We start from the raw sequence: 21,745 nt of genomic DNA, 5'->3' as shown, positions 1-21,745 counted from the left end.
AAGTATGAGCGACATACTGATTCTTCAAGAACGAATAAAAAACTCAATTCTCGTAGGTGAGAGTGACTTCAGAGAGTTTAAATCTGCATGGGAAGGGAAGCCCGGAAGCAAGAAACCTCGATTGGCTAAACACATTTGTCAAGATATTGCCGAAGGATTAGTGGCCTTTGCAAATGCTGATGGTGGAGAATTGCTCATTGGAGTTGAAGACGATATGACTGTTACTGGCATTCCTCACACGGAAGAGGAAGTTCAACAAATGCTAAATGCTCCGCATTCGCACGTCTTTGAAGGACAAAATCTCCCAATGATTTATGCACAAAAAATTCAAATCCAAGACGAGACTGTATTGTTTTTCCAAGTTGAGAAAGGCGCTACCGAAATATACCAACTTCGTGATGGGAGAGCAGTGATTAGAAAAGACAAAAGAACGGTACCCGCAAAAATCAGCAGATTGCAATTTGAAAGGCAGGAGGTGTTGTCAAGAGAATATGACCGGCAATTTGTCGACGGAGCAACTATTAATGATTTAGATATCCCTCTGATACAAAGCCTCGCAAATAATTATCTTAAAGGAATGACTGCTGAAAAATATCTCCAGCAGTTGGGTCTGGCAGAATATTCAGTTAGTGGGCTTCGGTTAAGACGTGCCGCCGTTCTTTTATTTGCCAGAGATGTTTCAAGATGGCACCCAAGAAGTCAAGTTAGAATTTTGAAAGTGAATGGCAATGAACTGTTACCCGGTGAAAAATACAATGTTGTAAGTGACGAAACTGTCGCTGGGAACATTTACGAGCTGGCTTCTAAAGGATGGGAAGGTTTACGACCTTTCTTAGCGCAAAAAACTGAGTTCGGCGCAGGTGGAAAATTTGAACAAAGATATTCTTACCCGGAAGATGCTTGCCGAGAAGCTTTGCTAAATGCTTTAGCTCACCGTGATTACAGTAATAGCAATGGCATTGAAGTTTATATATTTGATGATAGGCTTGAAATCAAAAGCCCAGGCGCCCTCCTTTCGACACTAAGAATCGAAGATTTATATGCCCTCGATAATCGCCACGAATCTCGCAATTCCAAAATTGCCTACACCCTCAATGTTTCAAAGTTCATGCGCGAATTAGGGGAGGGCATGAAACGCATTTTCACGCTCATGAGTGATCTTGACCGTAAGCCACCAGAATTGTATTCAAACACTAACTGGTTTACAGTTAAACTCTTTAATAGACCTATTTATACGCCTAAACAACAAGAGTTCTTGAACTTGTTTTCAAAATACAATTTGACAAGCAATCAAAAAAAGATTGTCCTTCTTGGGATGCAAGGAGAGGAAATCGCTCCAGAAGATATGTTTAGAGCTATGAATACTTCAGATCGAGATATTTACGACAAAGAGGTTACAGGTCTTAGGATGGCGGGACTGCTTCAAAAATCTCGTTCAAAATCAGAGGTGACAAAAATATTTCTGAATCAAAGAATCTCAAGAAGGAAAATTGCCCAATACAAAATTGTAGTGCCAACTTAAATGTCCACCAACCTCCAATCCATAAAATCCCGATTCGGCATCGTCGGTACCTCGCACCTGCTCGATGCCGCGCTCGAAACGGCCGTCCGTGTCGCGCCGACCGACCTCACCGTGCTCATCATCGGCGAGAGCGGCGTGGGCAAAGAAGTTTTTTCCAAAATCATCCACTCGCTCTCAGCGCGTAAGCACAACGAATTCATCGCCATCAACTGCGGCGCTATTCCAGAAGGAACGATAAACTCTGAATTGTTCGGCCACGAAAAAGGCTCGTTCACCGGTGCAGTGAGCGACCGCAAGGGCTACTTTGAAACCGTCAACAACGGCACGATTTTCCTCGACGAAATCAGCGAGATGCCGCTCGACACGCAGGCATACCTCTTGCGGGTGCTCGAATCGGGCGAGTTCATCCGTGTCGGCGCGAGCAAAGTGATGAAAACCGATGTGCGCGTCATCGCCGCCACCAATGTGGATTTGCAAGAGCGCGTCCGCAAAGGCAAATTCCGCGAAGACCTTTACTACCGCCTCAGCACGGTGCCCATCAAAGTGCCGTCGCTGCAAGACCGACGCGACGACATCCCCGTTTTGTTCCGCAAATTCGCTTACGATTTTGCCGAAAAATACCGAATGCAATCCATCCGCCTCGACGAGCGCGCCGAGCAGGTGTTGCAGAATTATCGTTGGCCCGGCAATGTGCGCGAGTTGAAAAACGTGGCCGAGCAGCTGTCCGTGCTCTCGGAGGAGCGCCTCGTCACCGCAGAGGCACTGTTGCGCACCATGCCCCAACTGTTTGCCCGCAACTTGCCCGTGCCTTCTCAGGGCAACGGATTTTCGGCCACGCATGGGGGCGATTTTCAAGAGCGCGACCTACTTTACAAGGTGCTTTTCGACATGAAAAACGACCTCAACGACTTGAAGACGATGTTCTTCGAACTGGTGAAAAGCAACAACCTCAGGATGCCGGATTTGAGCACAGTGCGGCAGCTGCCTTCTTCTTACCCAACCATCAATTACCCGCAAGACAACGACCGCGACGAGCCAGCGGCTATCTACCAGCCCCTCGACCAAGAGCGCGTGACACCCATCATCATCGAATCTGGCAGAATATCGGGGGCCAGCCCTTATGACAAAAGCGACATCGAGGATGCTCCCCTCGCTATGGACGAGATTGAAAAAGAGGCCATCAAACGCGCCCTCGCCAAATATAAAGGCCGCCGGAAAGAAGCGGCCGAGGAGCTCAAAATCAGCGAGCGAACGCTTTATCGAAAAATCAAACAGTATGATTTGTGACTGCGCACGGTTGACTGCGCACGGTTCTGCGCACGGTTGACTGTCAGCCGTGTTAACATTTCCAAAAAGCCCACTCACCCTTACCGCGTCGAAGGATATTTGCGCGTCATTCGGCGCTGTCCGCTCGAACCTTGTTTTCAGTTCAAGCGTTTCGCTGGTTCGAGCGCCTAACAAAACTACCGATTTCAAAATACATTTTCGAATGAAACGCATTTTCATTGTTATCTTTCTTGCATTCATTTCATCTTCAACACTATGGGCAAATGGCGGAGGCTACAAAATCCGCGTCAAGCTTGACAACTACCCGGAAAAAATCCTCACGCTTGGCTTTCATTATGGCGAGAAGCAGTATGTGAAAGACACCATAGAGGTGGGGGCCGACGGGTGGTTTACATTTCAAGCCGACACTTTGCTGCCCTGCGGGGTTTATTTGCTCGTCCTGAAGCCCGACAATTCCTTCATTCAAGTCTTGATTCCTTCCGACGACCAAGATTTTTCGCTTACCACCGACGCAAAGGATGCCGTCACGAAAATGAAAGTAAATGGCTCGAAGGACAACGAGGTGTTCTATGACTATTTGCGGTTCCTCAACAAAATGCGACCCGATGCCGACAGTTTGCGGGCACAGATTGGCCGCACCAACGGCAATGTGGCCGACTCCACTCGTCTGGCCGCGAAACTGATGGAACTAGATAAAGCAGTGAAAAAATATCAGTCAGACCTGATAGCCAAAAACCCCTCTTCCATTTCTGCCAAAATCGTGAAATCGAGCATAGAGCCAGAGCTGCCCGAATTCACGGACAACGACCCGCAGGAACTGCAACGCAAAAGGTACTATTGGTACCGAGCGCATTTTTTTGACAACATTGACCTTGCCGACCCATGTTTGCTGCGCAGTCCCGTGCTACATCCCCGCTTGGAACAATATGTGAACAAAATGGTGCCTCAGCACCCCGACAGTATCAATTTAGCGATAGATTTCCTGATGGAGAAAATGAAAGAATCCAAGGAAAACTACAAGTTCTATCTCATCCATTTCCTCAACCACTACGCCAAATCCAACCTTGTCGGCTTTGACGCTTGCTATGTCCACATCGCCAAGAAGTATTATTGCTCCGGTCAAGCCGACTGGACGAAAAAAGAGGACGTGGAGAAAATATGCGACAACGCCAGCCGGCTGGAACCCATACTCATCGGCAAAATCGCGCCCAATTTCACCGTCATGGACCGCAACAACAAACCGCACAGCCTCTGGGACGTGGATGCCGATTACACCGTCTTGTTTTTCTGGGCACCCGATTGCGGGCACTGCAAAAAGGCAGCGCCTCATATCGTCGAGTTTGCACAAAAATTCAAAAACCGAGGCGTGAAGGTATTTTCGGTCTGTACGGCAGTCGTCACGGCAAAAGAGGACTCCAACACCCTTGAAAAGGTGAACGACCAATGTTGGAAAGGTGTGGAAGAGAAGGAATTCAGCGATGATTTATTCATGACTTTTAGCGACCCCTATCTGCGCAGCCGTTACAAATCACTCTACGACGTGCAGACGACCCCGCAAATTTTTATCCTCGACCGCAAACACGAAATACTCTCCAAACGCATTGGTGCCGAACAACTCTCGGAGGTAATGGAGATGGTGATAAAATTTCAGGAAGAGAAGAAAAAGGGGGCGGGAGGAAAGTAGGTCAAATGACACGCGCCCCGTCAATCGAGGGTTGACATGATTTAAAACGCCCCTTGAATCATGTCAACCCTCGCTCGTTTGATGATTAGCTTGGGTCAGCCACATAGCTCACGAAAACCATCGTGTTGGTCGGGATATGCCGCAACACGAGCACAAAAGGACGATTGAACCAAAAAGTAGGAGGCACTGAGGTGATGCCAAAACCTATGGACGTGACCGCAGCCCCTTCCGCACCTTTCTCGTCTATCTCCAACACAGCTTTGTGCTTGATTTGGTTGATAAAGATGTTTTTGACGGCAGTGCCCATCAACGTGAAGTCGGCATCCCGGTCGGAAAAAGCCGCCTTCATACCGAGATGTTTAAGGCTCTGAATGAGGTCGTTGTCGTACGCCAGTTTAAGTTTAGGGAAAAACACCATTGCTCGCCCGTATTGTGCCGCTTCATACATGCCTTTCCAAGACGACGGCGTGATGTTCAGATGCCAGTTGGCATCGGTGTTCGCGGTGGTTGGCTGTATAAAACTGACACTAAAAGTGGAATCTTTGAAGGGGATATCCACGAGGTTGAAAAGCGCCGTTTGCGCAAAAGTGAAATCGCGGTCGGCGTTCACAAAATCAACTTGCGTCTGTGAGCCATCCGCTTTTGTGAACGCCTTTTGGGTGGTAAGTTGAGGGGCAAAACCCGTCGCCCAGTCGGCTTTGAAGTGGATTGCGTTGATGAGAAAAGCCACATCCAACGCCGTGATGCGCTCCAAAATTTGAGGGATTTTCCCGTTTGTGCTGTTTTTCACCCAATTGTTGATTTGGTCGAGGGCCGCCTGTTCGTTGTCAAAATTGAGTTTTTGGTCGCCGCAGCTGTAATGTGCCGATAGCGCGTCCAGAAAAGGGGGCTTTACGTTAATCCGTGCGGCATCGTGGAAATAACGGTTGGCGACCGTGAGCGTGGGGGAGCCGCTCTGTTTGCTCAACAATTGGGTGAGGTCGCGGTGCAGCGGATTCAAGTCATTGACCGCACAGTTCTCGCAGCCCATCAAGGACAACATTTCACCGAGTGTGACCCCTTGCGCGCCATTGGTAGCCATGGTGAGCGCCGTTTGAATGCTGAAAGGAGAAATCAGGACGTTTTGTCCCGGCTTGGCGAGCTGCTCTTGCTTGAAGATATTCCAACCGAGCACTTGATTCATCTCAGCGATTTTTTCCACCTTATCTACCGGGATGGGTTCTTTGATGATGGCAGTCGCGCCTTTGTCGCAGGCGGAAAAGAGGGGCACAAACAGAAACGGTATCAAATAAGCTGCTTTGGTCATAGCCGAACAAATTTTGTGAGACGATACCGTAAAAGACAGTCAATCCAACGCAAAGGGTTGGGGCACCTTTCAAACGACGGTTATCAAAATATCCTGGCGTTCGATAAAAAAGCCGAATGGACGCAGCGAGTAGCCCTCTTCACGCGCTATTTTTTGAAACTCGGATTCAAAACCCGGCTCCACCGCCACCAAAAGCCCGCCACTTGTCTGAGGGTCTGCCAATATCTTTCGTCTGTACTCGTCGGCTCCTGCTATTTTATGGCCGTAGCTGTCCCAGTTGCGCGTGGTGCCGCCCGGCACACACTTTTGTTCCAAATAAAAATCAAGGATGTCGCGGTCAATAGTAGGCACATCTTCAAAATGGATGATGGCGCTCGCGTCGCTGGCTTCGCACATTTCGGCGAGGTGCCCCAGCAGCCCGAATCCCGTCACATCCGTCATGGCTCTCACGAACGAGAACAACCCGAACCGCTCCCCCACCCTGTTCAATTGCTTCATGCTGTCGGGTGCAATATGGGTGTGTTCCGGCTTGAGGCTCCCCTTTTTTTGCGCGGTTGTCAGAATGCCAACTCCAAGCGGCTTGGTCAAAAATAGCTGACAACCGGGTGTGGCGCCGCCATTTTTTTTCAAATGCTCGATTTTCAAGCGCCCGGTCACCGCCAATCCAAATATAGGTTCCGGGCTATCAATACTATGGCCGCCGGCCAGCGGAATCCCGGCCTCGGCACAAGCCTTCCGTGCGCCTTCTATCACCTCGCTGGCTACCTCTGGGGGAAGCAGATTGACAGGCCAACCCAAAATGGCGATGGCCAACAAGGGGGTGCCGCCCATCGCATAGACATCACTGATAGCGTTGACGGAAGCGATGCGACCAAAATCTTCCGCGTCGTCCACAATGGGCATAAAAAAATCGGTGGTGCTCACCACAGCCGTACCATCGCCCAAGTCGAGCACCGCCGCGTCGTCGCGTGCTTCGTTGCCCACCAGCAATTGCGGGAAATGCTGCTTGGCGGCACTGCTTTTCAAAATATTGTCAAGTACGTTGGGCGCGATTTTGCAGCCGCACCCTGCGCCGTGCGAATACTGAGTGAGCTTGAAGGAGGCCGCTGAGTCGTTCATTTTTAGGCTCTTAAAATTGGTACGTCACACTCAGGGCAGGGATGATGGGCAGTTGGTTCACTCTTTGGTAACGTACCCGGTCGAAATAAAAGATATTGTCGCGGTCGTAAACGTTGGTGCAAGAAGCCGTGATTTCGAGGTTGCTGTATTTCGAGAACCTGAATATACGTTTCGCCGAGAGGTCGAGACGGTGGTAGTAGGGAAGACGTCCACCGTTGCGCACTCGGTCATAAACGATGCCCAAATCGGGGTTGCCCGTCAGGATGTCGCTGCCGATGCCATCTTTGAAATCGAAGGAGCTGTAGAAGCCTTGCGTAAGAGTGAAGGGGAAACCAGAGCCAAAATTCCAGCGAGCACCCAGTTCCCACTCTTTTTTGCGGCCCATCTGATAAGTGCCTACAAAATTGAGGTTGTGTCGGCGGTCAAACACGGGCGGATAGGTCTGTTCGCCATCATTGCGAGTGACGAAACCGAGTGAGTATGCGCCCCACAGGTATGCTCGCTTCCACTCTATCTTCATGGATACGTCAAGACCATAAGCATCACCTGTTTCAGTGACAAAGTTGGGGTCGGTCGGGTCTTGCTTGTTGCGATTGAGGGCGATGAGTTGGGTGAATTTTTTGTAGTAGCCTTCCACATTGAGGTCAAAATTCTTCGTTACATCCACTTCAAAACCTGCCACGCCATGCACGGAGGTCTGGATGCGATTGCTGGCCCGTTCGTTGGAATTGGGCTTCAAAATCGCCTCCTCTGGGCCAGAGAGAAACCCGACAAACAAGTTGACGACATCTCGCTCGTTGATGGTGGAAAGCAGGTTTTGCGAGTACAAGCCACCTGCGGCCTTAAAGCGCAGGTTGTCGGTGACGTTGTATTTCAAGCCCAAACGCGGCTCCGGGGAGGAATAGTTGAGCGACTGGTAGTATTGGAGACGGAAGCCCGGCTCAATAACCAAGGGGCCAATCTTGCGTTTCCAACGCATATAGCCGCTGATTTCAGTAGTGTTTTCATCCTGACCGATGGTTAGCCCGCGAAAGTTGATAAACTCAAAAACAGTATTGAAGCCAGTCAACTCTATCCCGTACTCCAACTCGTTGTTGCGACCATAGTTGGTAAAATTCAACCCCCCGTAATAACCCGAAATGCCGCTCTTGCGGGGAAGGCGGTCTGCCTCTTCGATGCGTGTGTCGTATCGGGAAAAGGTGAACACGCCATTGATAATCGTGCTCGAATTGGTCGGCACCACAGTAAAGTCCATGCCACCGCCAGCACTGTTCCACCCATAGTCCGCGATTGGGAAGTTCACGCCATCGTCGTAACTGAATCCAAAAATGTTGAGTTTGCTGCCGTTGCCAGTCAGGAGCGACAGTTTGCCGTACATATCTCGGTAGTCGAAGGGGATGCCAATGGAGTCATTGACATAAGGATAGAGGGTTTTATCAAACTGATTGATGAGCGCCTGTTTGCCAGTCAGCACAAAAGAAATGCTGCTCCCTCCCTCTTCTTTGAGAGGAACAATGGGGCCTTCCACAATCGCACGTGCCTGATAAGGACTGACCGAGGCCAACCCAGAGAGGCGTTTTCGGTTGCCCTCGCGGGTTTTTACGTCCACGATGGCCGAGATTCGACCGCCATAATCGGCATTAAAACCACCCGTAAGGACGTCCACGTTGCGAATCAGCTCGGTCTCGAACACGGAGAAGAAGCCAATGCTGTGAAAGGGGTTGTAAATCGTCATCCCATCGAGCAAGATACGGTTCTGCACGGGCGAACCGCCGCGAATGTACAGTTGGCCGCCTTGGTCGCCCGTGAAAATCACGCCCGGCAACACGGTGAGGTATTGAGCGATGTCGGACTGACCACCCGCTGACGGCAACGAACGGATTTGTTTGGGCGTCACCTGCAATTTGGAGATTTGAATGTCGGCCTTTGCCTGCTCCTTTTTCCCGCTGATGAGGATTTCGCCCAATCGCTGCCCGCTCTCGACGATGTAAATGTTTTGAAACAAAATCTCACCACGTTTCACGGTGATGTTTGCCGTGTAAGTATCATAGCCAGTGAGCGACACGACCAATTGGTATTCGCCCGGCGGCACTTCGGGCACTGAAAAAAAACCATTCACATCAGAGATGGTGCCAAGGCTGGCACCTTCGACGCGCACTGTGGCGAAGCCGACGGGCTGTGTGGTTTCCTTGTCGTAAACATATCCCCTGACAGCAGATTTGGTTCCTGTTTGGGCTGATAATGAGACAGATAGAGCGATTAAAAAGAAGAAACTAAGGAGATTTCTCATTGCAATTTATGTGTTTGGCGGCGGCAAAGATAGCCGTACATTGATATTTAGTTGCGCCCGAAAAAGATAGTGCTCGACATTCCGCTGCATCTGCTAAAAATATCAATCGTAAGTTTGCCGCCATCACCATGCACCCACACGATATTGTTATTGCCGGTGGCGGCATCGTTGGGCTGGCCACCGCCCTCCAATTGCAGCGCAGCAATCCCCGACTGCGCATCGCCATCCTTGAAAAGGAAAGCCGTGTGGCCGCCCACCAAAGCAGCCGCAACAGTGGGGTGATTCACAGCGGCATCTATTACAAGCCGGGGAGCCTACGCGCCACCAACTGCAAACGTGGCTACGACCTTTTGCTCCAATTTTGCAGGGAAAATGGCGTTCCGTTCGAGATTTGCGGCAAAATCATCGTTGCCACAGCGGAGGACGAACGCGAGCGGCTGGACAAAATCTACCGACGAGGAATTGAGAACGGCCTTCGCGGCATTCGCAAAATCAGCGCCGCCGAAGCCCGCGAAATAGAGCCGCACGTTCGGGCGGTGGAGGCCGTTTGGGTGCCGCAAGCAGGCATCGTGGACTACGGCGAAGTGGCGCGGAAATACGCGGAGATTTTTCAAAAAAACGGCGGAGAGATTTTTACGGAGCAAAAAGTGAAGGCCGTACGAGCACAAAGCACTGAAGTCTTCGTCCAAACAGAAAATCAAGTATTCGCAGGAAAAATATTTGTGAATTGCGCAGGCCTCTATTCCGACAAAATCGCCACACTGACCGGCGAAAAACCCGACCTGCAAATCCTTCCTTTTCGCGGTGAGTATTACGAGTTAAAACCCGAGCGCGAACACCTCGTCCGCAACCTGATATACCCCGTACCCAATCCTAACTTCCCCTTTCTCGGCGTGCATTTCACTCGCATGATACATGGCGGCATCGAGGCTGGCCCGAATGCCGTGCTCGCCTTCCGCCGCGAAGGGTACTCGCGTTGGGATTTGAACATCACAGAGCTAACGGAGACGCTCTCCTATCCCGGCTTCCGAAAAATCGCCCGCCGATACTGGCGCGACGGCTGGGCGGAGATGAAGCGGTCTTACTCGAAGCGTCATTTTGTCTTCGCGTTGCAGCGTCTTGTGCCGGAAATATCGGCGGAGGATATAATTCCCGGAAGAAGCGGCGTGCGCGCTATGGCCTGCGACCACGCGGGCAACCTGCTCGACGATTTTCTCATCCTCACGCGCTCGCGCATCGTCAACGTTTGCAACGCGCCCAGCCCGGCAGCCACCGCTTCGCTGGCAGTGGGCGAAACGGCGGCGGAGCGGGTGTTGGAAATGATGAAGGATGAATGATTTTTCACAGAGAGGAATCAATACCTTTGCTCAAAATCATTCCAATCATGGACAAAATCGCCGGGCAAACTCAACATCTGAAGATAATTGCTTCCCACGGCTCTTCTCGGCTGGTTTTGCGCAATAACGGGCAACTCAACCTTTTCGCCCCCGAAACCCCAATTGCAAAAAAAGTGTCGCCCGGCACGTCGGTGTTATTGAGAATAAAATCAGGTCGGTTTTTTGACAATGGAGAAAAAGTACTTGAACAAATCCTTCACTCTCATAATGCACCCGCTCTTACCGCAAATTCGCCAGCAAAAAACGGTACATCGGCAGGCAAAAACACCTACACTTACGACGCGCACACCTATCACACGAAAGTCCCGCCACAAGGGATTGTTGAGTTTTTGAAGTATTATCTGCCACAAGGAGGGTTAGTGCTTGACCCCTTTGGCGGTAGCGGCATGACGGGTGTTGCGGCTCTTGTTGCTGGCATGGATATAGTGTTGAACGAACTTTCTCCCGCAGCCTGTTTCATTGCACACAATTTTACGGAACGTGTTTCAAACACGGATTTTGCCAAAGCAATCAAATCCGTGTTGACAGAACTGAAACAGTTAAGAAAAGACCTTTACGGCACAGAGTGCAGAGAGTGTGGAAAACAAACCGAAATCCTTTATACCGTTTGGTCATACCAAGTGGAATGTCCACATTGTAAAAGCAAATTTCGACTCTGGGACCATTGCCGCCAGTACGGTTCCAATGTTCGGGAGCATAAAATATTGAGCGAATTTCCCTGCCCAGACTGTGGCAAGTTGTTGAAAAAAAGCCGACTTTCTCGAAAAAACGCTGAGCCGGTCATGTTGGGCTATAAGTGTTGCGACAAAGTGCAGCGCGAACATCCTTTGAGCGCAAGGGACATTTTGCGCGTGGAGCAAATTGAGGCAAACCCGCCCTTGGAAGAAGGATTTTATCCCCAAACCTATATCCCCGATGGCATTAACCTCAGCCAACCCAAGCGGCATGGTTTTGACACCATTGATAAATTTTACACCAAACGCAATCTATCCGCGCTTAGTCATCTTTGGAAGGAAATACACAGGCTCGAAGACAGGCAACTGGCATCCATGCTCGCTTTTGTTTTCACTTCCCTTTATCAGCGCGTCACAAGACTCTCCGAATTTCGATTTTGGGGCGGCAGCGGCAATACAGCACGCTTCAACGTCCCTTTCATTTTCAATGAGGCCAATGTTTTTGTTACTTTTGAAAGAAAAGCAGCCAATATTCTCGACCACCTTCAAACGACGATGCAACATTATCAAGGCAACAAAGTCGTCGTTTGCAATTCGGCCACCCAACTGGATTATCTTCCCGACAATTCCGTTGATTTTATATTTACAGACCCCCCTTTTGGTGCCAATATCAATTATTCCGAAATGAATATTTTGTGGGAGTCGTGGCTTGGCGAATATACCGACAACACCTCCGAAGCCATTGTCAACCGCGCACAGGGCAAAGGATTGGAAGAATATCAGCATCTGATGACAGATAGCCTTTCAGAATGTTATCGTGTACTCCGACCGGGGCATTGGATGTTGCTGGTATTTATGAACTCCTCCGGCAAAGTTTGGGATGCAATCAACCAAGCAGTGCGCCAAGCAGGATTTGTTCCAGAGCAAATCAACATTTTTGACAAACAACATGGGACGTTCAAGCAATTTGTCAACGAAAATACAGCTGGGAGCGACTTGGTTTTGCACTGCCGCAAGCCTGTTGCCCATGAATCAATTCAAACAACATCCGAAAAACTTTCTTGGCAAAAATCAATCGCTCAATTTTTTAAGCATAGGACTGGTGATTTGCCCGTGACCATATTCCTCCACGTCTCCCGCGACAGCGAAGCCGATTATCGGACGCTGTTCAGCGAATGGATAGGATTTGGCCTTTTGAAAGGACATCAACTTACCGATTTCAGCACTTTCAGAACGGCGGCTGAAAAAATCATAGAAAATAACCATGAAAAAAAGCCGTAGTCATATAAAAGCCTTGCCCGTCTTTTCAGAAACAGAATTTAAACAAGCCAAATTGCTTTTGGCTACCAAAGTGACGCAAATGATGGGGCGAAAACTTGAGGAGGGAGATTGGGGCGAGGTGTACAGTTTAGCGAAAAATATCCCATTGGCAGGGTGGAGCAACCTGCACATAGATATTAACTACAATGGCTTGGGGGTAGAACACAAACTTTTGAGATGTAGTGGATTGAATGGCAGACCTATAAAATCCGTTTGCGGCACTACTATGATGCACCCGGCAGCCACGCGCTCTATTCGGATTTCAGATACAACACAACCCGCTGAAAAAGCAATGATTGAGGTGTTCAGGCAATATGCGGAACTTATTGAGTTGAGAAGACAAAAAGTGGCAACGGCTGCCTCCAACAAAAAGCCGGATATGCGTACTGGCTGGCTATTATGGGAAGATTCCTTGTCTGAGTTTCTATACTTCGAAGAGGCACTTCAAGCCCCGCTGCCAGAACATTTTTATGCAGAATGGAATGAAACGACCGCAAAAGGCGCACGAAAAAGTAGCAAAAGCCTGTGGATATTTGAGAAGGATACTGACAAAAAGAGGTTTTCAGTAACAACCAGCGCCGGTGTGAAAATCCAACCTTATTTCGATGTCCCCCCGCCCTCCGACCCAAATCTTTATTATTTCCGTGTGCAAGGAGAGCGCATAGGCTCGGACACTATACAAATTTGGGTTGCGGCATCCACCGCCAAACTGCTCAAGCAGACAATAGGCAGTTTGGACAAGATCGCTGTCAGCGAGGCTATCGTCAAGCTCGCCTCACAATTGACGGAACAGAGCATTTTGCCTTCCAGTAAAAATGAGTTGGCAATACCTGTTCAATTAACTGCCGACGCTTACGAAATACTGACGAAAACTTGGGAGGGCGTGAGCGACGAACATCGCGCACAACTTCTTTTGAAATCGCTCGAACTCAACCTGTCATAGCAACTCCTCCCCAAGCATGCTTCATATCGCTGCCAACGACAGGTCACAACCCGAAAAACAATACTGCTTCCACGTCCTCTTCCACGAGTTGCTGGGGCTGGAATACCGCGTCGTTTTTTCAGAAGAAAAAAACTATCGCCTGCGGCTGCCGAACGGCAGAGAAATCGTCGTCGAAGACCATTTTTTTTCAAGTCAAAAAGAAGGCGCCTGCCTCCGCCCCGAAAACGTGCCAACTGATGCGCCGACTTTTCCCTCGCCTTTCGACGGCAGCTTGCTGACTCCCATTTTTGGAACGAATCATTTCGTTTTCAATGAAAAAGAAGCACGTTGCGGCCTCGACGTTTTTGCCTCCGCCTTTTTCATGCTCACACGTTGGGAGGAATTCGTGTCGAAAGAGCGCGACCAACACGGGCGCTTCCCCGCTGCGGCATCGCTGGCTTTCAAGGCCGGTTTTCTCGACCGCCCGGTGGTGAACGAGTATGCCGAATTGCTCTGGCAAATGTTCGCTCGATTAGGCTGGCAGCCGCCACGACCGAATCGGGAGTTCAAACTGACCGTCACCTGCGACGTTGACCATCCTCGCCTGTGGTGGTCGGCAGGCGACCGTTTGAAAACTTTGGCGGGCAGCATTTTCAAACGGGGCGACTTTGGCGAGGCGGCTTTTTGGCTCAAAAACTATTTTTTTCAAAAACGCGACCCTTACGACGTGTTCGACGAGTGGCTGGCGCTTTTTGAAAAAAACGACCTCACAGGGCATTTCAATTTTTTGGGAAAACGCCCGCCTACGAGCGACTGCTGGTACTCTTTGGAACATCCGTTTGTAAAAAATTTGCTCCAAAAAATTGCGGCGCGCGGCCACGTCGTCGGCTTCCATCCTTCCGTGGAGGCTTCCGAAAATCAGGAAATTTTCCAAAAAGAACTGGCCTCGCTTCGGGCGCTCTCGCCTACCCCTGTGACGACGGGGCGGCAGCATTACCTTCGATTTTTTGCGCCCGAGACTTGGCAAGTTTGGGAAGATGCGGGCATGGCTTGGGATTCCACATTGGGCTACCCGGAAGCCGAAGGTTTTCGCTGCGGCATTTGTCAGGAGTTCCCCGTGTTCAATTTTTTGACGCACGAAATGTTGAATTTGAAGGAAAAACCGCTCATCGCTATGGACGTGACGCTGGCGCTCTATCGCAAATACACGCCCGAAACGGCGTTTGAAAAACTCCAAAACCTTCGCCGAGAGGTGGAGCGGCACGGCGGCGAGTTTGTGTTGCTTTGGCACAATTCATCTTGGAACACCTACTTTTGGGCCGAGTGGCGCGAGGTGTTTCGGAATTTCATTTCACAGTGACCAACCCATGTTCAGATACTTTACCCAAATCCTCTCGTCGCGTTCTTCCAACCTCCGAGATTTTGCAAACGCGGGGCTACTGCTCTTTTCCCCGCTCCTTCTTTTTTCTCAATCTTCTGGAATACCGCTGCACGCCCCCGCCTATCACATCCTCGACCGGCTCGACATTTCGAGCGGGGTGGAAAGCCCCATTCACCCGGAACTCAAATTATTTCCCAGACAGGATGCAGTGGACTATGCCCTTGCATTGGACTCGCTCGCGCACAAACTAAGTCGCCGCGACCGCGCCGACTTGCAATACATTTTCAACGACAACACTGATTGCTTGCCAGAAGACAGTCATTTGTTTTCGCGCAACGAAAAAGGAGTTTTTGGAGTGTTTTACAAGACACCGGCCAATTTTTTTGAGGTGAACACAAAGGATTTCAGGATGCGTGTCAACCCACTCTTCAATTTCCATATCGGCGAGCAAGCAGGCGACCCCGAACTTTTATTTGTGAATCAACGTGGCCTCGAGGTGCGTGGCTCGGTGGACGACAAGGTGTTTTTTTACACCAACGTAGTGGAAACTCAGGCGCGTTTTCCCAACTATGTGACGGAGCGTGTGGAGGAATTCAACGCGATACCCTATGCCGGAAACTTCAAGCGTTACAACCCGCGCGTGCTCGACGTGACCAATGCCTACGACTTCAACCAAGCCGTCGGGTACCTGTCCTTCAAGGCCACGAAGCATATCGGCGTTCAGTTGGGTCATGGAAAACATTTCATTGGCAATGGCCATCGTTCCCTTTTTCTTTCAGACGCGAACAATTACGCTTTTTACCTCAAATTGAACACTCGCGTTTGGCGCTTTCACTACCAAACCCTGTTACAGGAACTTAGCCCAATCGGCGCCAATGACTTGGGCAACAATATCCGCATCCCCAAAAAATATGTCGCGGCACACTACCTGAACTACCGTATCACCCCCAAACTCTCGGTCGGGTTGTTTGAGGCAACGGTGTTCAACCGCAGCCAACAGTTCGAGTTGCAATACCTCAATCCGCTCATCCTTTACCGCACAGTGGAGGGCATGCTCGGAAGTCCCGACAACGTGCTGGTAGGCTTCGACGCGCGATGGAATATTCTCGACCGCTTTCAAGTGTACGGCCAATTTGTGCTCGACGAGTTTTTGTTTTCCGCGCTCGTCAAGCCTGAGGAAAAAGGCTGGTGGGGCAACAAATACGGCTTTCAATCGGGTGTGAAATATATCAATGCGTTTGGGGCCGACCATCTTGATTTGCAGTTGGAATACAACTTGGTGCGGCCATTTACATACTCTCACGCCGATTCGCTCAACGCTTACACGCATTACAACCAGCCTTTGGCGCATCCTTTGTTGTCCAATTTCAAAGAAATCATCTGTATGGCGCGGTGGCAACCCTTGCCCCGACTAAGCCTTGCGGCACGCTACATCCACGCCAAAACAGGGGACAATACCAGCACCGAAAACTGGGGGGCCAACCCGATGATTAGCAACCAAAACCGGGTGCTGGACTATGGCAACTTCACGGGGCAAGGCATCGCTGCCAACATTGACATTTTTGGCTTCGACGCCTCGTGGATGATGTATCACAACCTGTTTGTGGATTTGAAATTTTTGTACCGCAAAAAAGACAGTGCCGACGATGGCCGCGATTTGAAAACCCAGATTTTTGGCCTCGGAATCCGCATGAACCTCTGGAATGCAAACCTTGACTTTTAACGAAACACCTTATTTTCAAAATGGACTACTACGCGCACCCCACCGCAGTCATTGACGATGGCGCCATCATCGGCGAAGGCTCCAAAATCTGGCATTTTTGCCACGTCATGCCCAACAGTGAAATGGGCAAAAAGTGCATTCTTGGGCAAAACGTGATGGTGGCCCCCCGCGTCAAACTTGGCAACAATGTGAAGGTGCAAAACAACGTCTCAATTTACACGGGGGTCATTTGCGAGGACGATACCTTTTTGGGACCGAGCATGGTTTTTACCAATGTCATCAACCCGCGCAGTTTTTTGGAACGAAAAGAAGAGTTTCGCACGACATTGGTGAAAAAAGGCGCCAGCATTGGCGCAAACGCCACCGTGATTTGCGGCGTGACGCTGGGCGCCTATTGCCTCATTGGCGCGGGCGCGGTGGTGACGAAGGATGTGCCGGATTATGCGCTGGTGGTGGGCAACCCCGCCCGCCATCTGGGTTGGGTGAGTCGGCGAGGAATGCGGCTTCATTTTGATGAAAAAGGCGAAGCCGTTTGCCCAGAGAGCAAGGAGCGATACCAATTGAAAAATGGCGCAGTTGCTTTGTTGTAATAGCACACCTTTGAAACCACTTCCAAATATGCTGCTTCGTTTCACCGTGTTTTCGTGGGTAGCGCTATCGGCCTGCACCGCGCTCCACAACAATCCAGACCACCCGCGCCCTATTCAAAAGGGGTTGCCCGGCACCATTTTTCTGCGCGACAGTCTTTGGCTCGACCAATACGAGCTGACAAACGCAGATTGGCGGGAATACGTCGGGTGGCTCGTTCGGCAACATGGCACGGGTTCGCCGGAATATCTTGCCGCACTTCCCGACAGCGCATTCTGGCTTACCCATCACGACCTGTCAAATGAGCCACAACATGAAACCTACTTCCGAGCAACGCGATATGACGACTACCCCATCACTGGCATCAGTCATGAGCAAGCTGTGGCCTACTGCCAGTGGCGCACCGAGCGCGTGCGTGAAGCCGTGTGTGCCACGCCACCAGAAAAGACCGCCATGCCGCAGCGCTTTCGTTATCGCCTGCCGAGCGTCGCCGAGTGGGAATATGCCGCCACCGCCGGGCTGAATGCGGAAGAACACCCCTTTGGCTACATATCTCTTCGAGACAAAAAGGGCCATCACAAAGTGGTCACAAAAGAAACCCTGCCGGCCAACACCGACCCAAGCGCGACCTTTGGCCTTCCGCGCAACACTGGCTCGCCAAACCGCTATGGCTTTCACAATTTGATTGGGAACGTCGCCGAAATGGTAGCCGAGCAAGGCGTGGCAAAAGGCGGCAGTTATGCGAATACACTTGAAGAAAGTCGAGTGAAAAACGAAATCCGGTACGACAGGGCCATGCCTTGGCTGGGATTCAGGTGCGTGTGCGCAGTGGGAAAATAGCCGCTGTCACCCGCCACCTTTTTAAGCAATGTTCGGTCAACCATTTCAAAACCCACACAAATTATGACAGGTCCAAGTCCTCACACTCATTTCCCACTTGCTGGCTACGAACGCCTGTGTTTTTTAAAAAATCTGGTCAAGAATCCCCTCATCCAAGTCGGCGACTACACCTACTATGATGATTTTGAGGATGTTGCCAATTTTGAAAAAAACGTGAAATACCTTTTTGACTTCACGGGCGACCGACTCATCATCGGAAAGTTTTGCGCCATCGCTTCCGGTGTCACTTTTATTATGAACGGCGCGAACCACCATATCGAGGGTTTTTCGACTTATCCCTTTGACATTTTCGGTCATGGTTGGGAAAATGCGATGGAAGGCCGCATCTACCCTACCAAAGGCAACACGGTCATCGGCAATGATGTTTGGCTCGGTTACAACGCTGTCATTATGCCGGGGGTAAAAATCGGTGATGGCGCGGTGATTGGCTCTTGCTCAGTGGTCGTCAAAGATGTGGAACCGTACACCATCGTCGGTGGCAACCCTGCCCGCGAGATTCGCAAACGATTTTCGGAAGAGCATATCCAAGCATTGTTGGAGGTAAAATGGTGGGATTGGGAGCCGGAAAAAATCACGCGCAATTTGGCGGCATTGACCGGAAACGACATGGAGGCGCTACGGCAGGCGGTGTAAGTGTCACCGTTTTTCCCCAAATTTGCCCCCAAATTATGTCAACTGCCCATCAACGTTCGTCGCCAGTCGCAACTAACCACCTGCACGATTCTGAGCCACGGTGGTTTGCGGTGCATACCCGTTCCAAAAGCGAGAAATTCGTGCAGCGCATGCTGGCAAAAAAAGGCATTCACGCATGGGTTCCCTTGCAGCGCCTCGTGCGGCGCTACACCCGGAGCACACGTTGGGTAGAAAAACCGCTTATCAATGCGTATATCTTTGTGAAAATCACGAAGGAGCAGTATGTGCCTGTGTTGGAGACCGAAAACGTGGCCGGTTTTGTCAAGTTCAGCAAGAACCTCATCGCCATTCCCGAATCGGAAATAGATTTGTTGAAACGCATCACGCTTGAGGATGGGCTTGACATGGAAGCCGTGCCGGGAGGCCTGAGCGAGGGCGATTGGGTGGAAATCGCGGCGGGCAATCTCATGGGCTTGAAAGGACGTATCGTGAAGGTGCAGGGCAAGCGAAAATTTCAGGTAGAGCTCAACTATCTTTTCCAAAGCTTGCTCATCACGGTGGATGCGGCGTTTTTGGAGAAGACACGACTGGCGATTCCTTGATTAGAGATACATTTGCCCTCGCAAGCTGAACAATGTTCTCCGACAACTTCCCATTCTACAAACAGTTAGATGCCTCCGATTGTGGGGTAGCATGCCTGCGCATGGTGGCCAAGTATTACAACAGGCATTATTCGTTGGAGTACTTGCGCGACCTCTCTTACCTCGACCGCGAGGGAGTATCGTTGATGGGCATATCGGATGCCGCGGAGAAAATCGGGTTTCGCACGTTGGGCGCAAAAACGGGGTTTGGCCGCCTTCAAGACAACATCCCATTGCCGTGCATTGCGCATTGGAAGCAAAACCATTTCGTGGTGGTTTACCGAATCGCCAACGGAAAAGTCTATGTGGCAGACCCCGCAGCGGGAAAAATCGAACTGAGCGAGCAAGAATTTCTCGATGGCTGGATTAGCGATGTGGTCAACACGGAGCCACAGGGCATTCTACTCTTGCTCGAAACAACCCCCGACTTTTTTAGCCGCGAGGGAGAAAAAGCCAATCGCTCGAGCTTGGGTTTTCTCTGGACGTATCTGTCGCAACACCAAAAGCTGCTCAGACAGCTTTTTTTCGGGCTGCTGCTGGGCAGCCTCATCCAGCTGGCATTTCCCTTTTTGATGCAGGCATTGGTGGACAAGGGGGTTCAGCTGGAGGACCTGAATTTCGTCTATCTCATACTGGCCGCGCAGGGCATGTTGTTCGTCAGCCAAGTAGCGGTTGAGTTCATCAGGGGGTGGATATTGCTACATATTGGCACACGGGTCAACATCAACCTGGTGTCGGACTTCCTGATTAAGTTGATGAAATTGCCCATGTCGTTTTTCGACTCCAAAATGACGGGCGACCTCTTGCAACGCATTTACGACAACGAGCGCGTAGAACGGTTTCTCACCTCCTCCTCTTTGGTCACCTTGTTTTCGATAGTCAGCTTGGCGGTGTTCGGTGTTGTGCTAGCCTTCTACTATCCGCCGATTTTCTTTGTTTTTTTCTTTGCCGCTTTGTTCTATTTCGGCTGGATTGCCATTTTCCTACAGCGCCGCCGGGCACTCGACTACCGACGTTTCGAGCAGATGGCCGAAAACCAAAACACCCTTATCCAAATGGTGAACGGTATGCAGGAAATCAAGCTCCACAATGCCGAGCGGCAGAAACGCTGGTCGTGGGAGCGCATTCAGGCGCGGCTGTTTCGAGTCAACGTCCAATACCTAGCCACCGACCAATTCCAGCGAGCAGGCGCGGCGTTCATCAACGAAGGGAAAAACATCCTCATTTCGGTGATGGCCGCGCACGCGGTCATCGAGGGTCACATGACGTTGGGCATGATGCTCGCCGTGCAATACATCATCGGCCACATGAACGCTCCCTTGGAGTCGCTCGTGCAGTTCATCCTCGCTGCACAAGAGGCTAAAATCAGCCTCGAGCGGATGAACGAAATCCATCTGCGCCCCGACGAGGAGCCGACCGATTATCCAAAAGTAACGGTGTTGCCCTCGAATGGCGACCTCTCGCTGCACAACGTCTCGTTCCGCTATGGAGGGCCTTACGACCCGTGGGTTTTGAAAAACATCAATCTATTCATCAGAGAGGGAAAAACCACCGCCATTGTCGGCACGAGCGGCAGCGGCAAAACAACGTTGATGAAACTGCTGCTCAACTTTTACCAGCCCACGGAAGGCCAAGTCAGGCTGGGCGACATCAACCTTTCCAACATCAACAATCAGCTCTGGCGCGACCGCTGCGGGGTAGTGATGCAGGATGGTTTTATTTTCTCCGACACCATTGCCCGCAACATCGCCTTGGGCGAGGAACACATTGACCGTCGGCGATTGCTCTACGCCGCCAAGGTGGCCAATATCCAATTGTTCGTGGAAAACTTGCCTTTGGGCTACAACACCAAGATAGGGCAAGACGGCGTGGGGCTTAGCCAAGGCCAAAAACAGCGGCTGCTCATCGCCCGTGCCATTTACAAAGACCCGCAGTATATCTTTTTCGACGAGGCTACCAATGCCTTGGATGCCTTCAACGAGCGGGTCATCATGCACAATCTGGAACATGCTTTTCGCAACAAAACAGTCTTCATCATCGCACACCGACTGAGTACCGTTCGCAACGCGGACAACATCATCGTGTTGGAGAAAGGCGAAATAGTGGAACAAGGGACGCACCAAGTTTTGACCGAACGACGCGGGGCTTATTTCCACCTCGTGAAAGAGCAATTGGAATTAGGGGCTTAGCGCGGCTTGCTTTGTCGGATAGCAGCAGTTTTTCGGCACAATTCATGCCGGGTTCGGCGGCTCGCCGAGTAGCCTTTTCTTCTGTCGCTGTTCGGCAAAATTTCTCAATTCCTTTGGTAAAAGCCCACCGAAGCCGGAATTTCGGGCGGCGAAAGTCAAGCACTCTATA

The 21,745-nt window shown here is 50.7% G+C and carries 16 protein-coding genes; 13 read left to right on the top strand and 3 right to left on the bottom strand.

Annotation, left to right across the window (positions count from 1 at the left end; genetic code table 11):
* Positions 1–4 precede the first annotated feature (4 nt).
* The 3 genes from KIS77_04090 (at position 5) to KIS77_04080 (ending at position 4,493) form a co-directional block, all read left to right on the top strand.
* Positions 5–1,522 (top strand): putative DNA binding domain-containing protein, encoded by a 1,518-nt coding sequence (locus KIS77_04090; protein ID MCW5921499.1) that lies wholly within the window; start codon positions 5–7, stop codon positions 1,520–1,522.
* On the top strand, positions 1,523–2,809 hold the full coding sequence (locus tag KIS77_04085; GenBank protein MCW5921498.1) for a sigma-54-dependent Fis family transcriptional regulator: 1,287 nt from the start codon (positions 1,523–1,525) through the stop codon (positions 2,807–2,809).
* Positions 2,810–3,011: 202 nt separating this feature from the next.
* Complete coding sequence (locus tag KIS77_04080; GenBank protein ID MCW5921497.1) at positions 3,012–4,493, top strand: redoxin domain-containing protein; 1,482 nt, start codon at positions 3,012–3,014, stop codon at positions 4,491–4,493.
* A gap of 85 nt (positions 4,494–4,578) precedes the next feature.
* Here KIS77_04080 and KIS77_04075 read toward each other — a convergent pair whose 3' ends face one another.
* The 3 genes from KIS77_04075 to KIS77_04065 form a co-directional block, all read right to left on the bottom strand.
* Positions 4,579–5,799 carry a serpin family protein gene (locus KIS77_04075; protein ID MCW5921496.1) on the bottom strand — a complete coding sequence of 407 codons (1,221 nt, stop codon included), beginning with the start codon at positions 5,797–5,799 and terminating at the stop codon, positions 4,579–4,581.
* 69 nt (positions 5,800–5,868) lie between these two features.
* The gene (selD, locus tag KIS77_04070; GenBank protein MCW5921495.1) at positions 5,869–6,918 is read right to left on the bottom strand and encodes a selenide, water dikinase SelD; all 1,050 of its coding nucleotides are present in this window, start codon (positions 6,916–6,918) and stop codon (positions 5,869–5,871) included.
* 10 nt (positions 6,919–6,928) lie between these two features.
* Positions 6,929–9,208: a TonB-dependent receptor gene (locus KIS77_04065; protein ID MCW5921494.1), complete on the bottom strand. Its 2,280-nt coding sequence runs from the start codon at positions 9,206–9,208 to the stop codon at positions 6,929–6,931.
* 128 nt (positions 9,209–9,336) lie between these two features.
* On the opposite strand from KIS77_04065, the gene lhgO reads away from it, so the two are divergent.
* The 10 genes from lhgO to KIS77_04015 all read left to right on the top strand — a co-directional run bounded on the left by lhgO (position 9,337) and on the right by KIS77_04015 (position 21,576).
* Positions 9,337–10,545 carry an L-2-hydroxyglutarate oxidase gene (gene lhgO, locus KIS77_04060; protein MCW5921493.1) on the top strand — a complete coding sequence of 403 codons (1,209 nt, stop codon included), beginning with the start codon at positions 9,337–9,339 and terminating at the stop codon, positions 10,543–10,545.
* 47 nt (positions 10,546–10,592) lie between these two features.
* Positions 10,593–12,560: a hypothetical protein gene (locus KIS77_04055; GenBank protein ID MCW5921492.1), complete on the top strand. Its 1,968-nt coding sequence runs from the start codon at positions 10,593–10,595 to the stop codon at positions 12,558–12,560.
* Positions 12,544–13,542: a hypothetical protein gene (locus KIS77_04050; GenBank protein ID MCW5921491.1), complete on the top strand. Its 999-nt coding sequence runs from the start codon at positions 12,544–12,546 to the stop codon at positions 13,540–13,542. The genes KIS77_04055 and KIS77_04050 overlap by 17 nt, the downstream gene beginning before the upstream one ends.
* Before the next feature lie 16 nt (positions 13,543–13,558).
* Positions 13,559–14,881 carry a polysaccharide deacetylase family protein gene (locus tag KIS77_04045; protein ID MCW5921490.1) on the top strand — a complete coding sequence of 441 codons (1,323 nt, stop codon included), beginning with the start codon at positions 13,559–13,561 and terminating at the stop codon, positions 14,879–14,881.
* Positions 14,882–14,888: 7 nt separating this feature from the next.
* On the top strand, positions 14,889–16,625 hold the full coding sequence (locus KIS77_04040; GenBank protein ID MCW5921489.1) for a hypothetical protein: 1,737 nt from the start codon (positions 14,889–14,891) through the stop codon (positions 16,623–16,625).
* 20 nt (positions 16,626–16,645) lie between these two features.
* On the top strand, positions 16,646–17,215 hold the full coding sequence (locus KIS77_04035; GenBank protein ID MCW5921488.1) for an N-acetyltransferase: 570 nt from the start codon (positions 16,646–16,648) through the stop codon (positions 17,213–17,215).
* 28 nt (positions 17,216–17,243) lie between these two features.
* Positions 17,244–18,053 carry an SUMF1/EgtB/PvdO family nonheme iron enzyme gene (locus KIS77_04030; GenBank protein MCW5921487.1) on the top strand — a complete coding sequence of 270 codons (810 nt, stop codon included), beginning with the start codon at positions 17,244–17,246 and terminating at the stop codon, positions 18,051–18,053.
* Positions 18,054–18,116: 63 nt separating this feature from the next.
* Positions 18,117–18,746 carry a CatB-related O-acetyltransferase gene (locus KIS77_04025; protein ID MCW5921486.1) on the top strand — a complete coding sequence of 210 codons (630 nt, stop codon included), beginning with the start codon at positions 18,117–18,119 and terminating at the stop codon, positions 18,744–18,746.
* Between the two features lie 35 nt (positions 18,747–18,781).
* Positions 18,782–19,348, top strand: coding sequence for a UpxY family transcription antiterminator (locus KIS77_04020; protein ID MCW5921485.1), 567 nt, complete (start codon positions 18,782–18,784; stop codon positions 19,346–19,348).
* Between the two features lie 32 nt (positions 19,349–19,380).
* Complete coding sequence (locus KIS77_04015) at positions 19,381–21,576, top strand: peptidase domain-containing ABC transporter (protein ID MCW5921484.1); 2,196 nt, start codon at positions 19,381–19,383, stop codon at positions 21,574–21,576.
* Positions 21,577–21,745 lie beyond the last annotated feature (169 nt).

The sequence above is a fragment of the Saprospiraceae bacterium genome (assembly GCA_026129545.1).
Classification (GTDB): domain Bacteria; phylum Bacteroidota; class Bacteroidia; order Chitinophagales; family Saprospiraceae; genus M3007.
The sequence above is the reverse complement of the archived record's forward strand: the minus strand, read 5'-3'. Positions and strand labels throughout refer to the sequence as shown.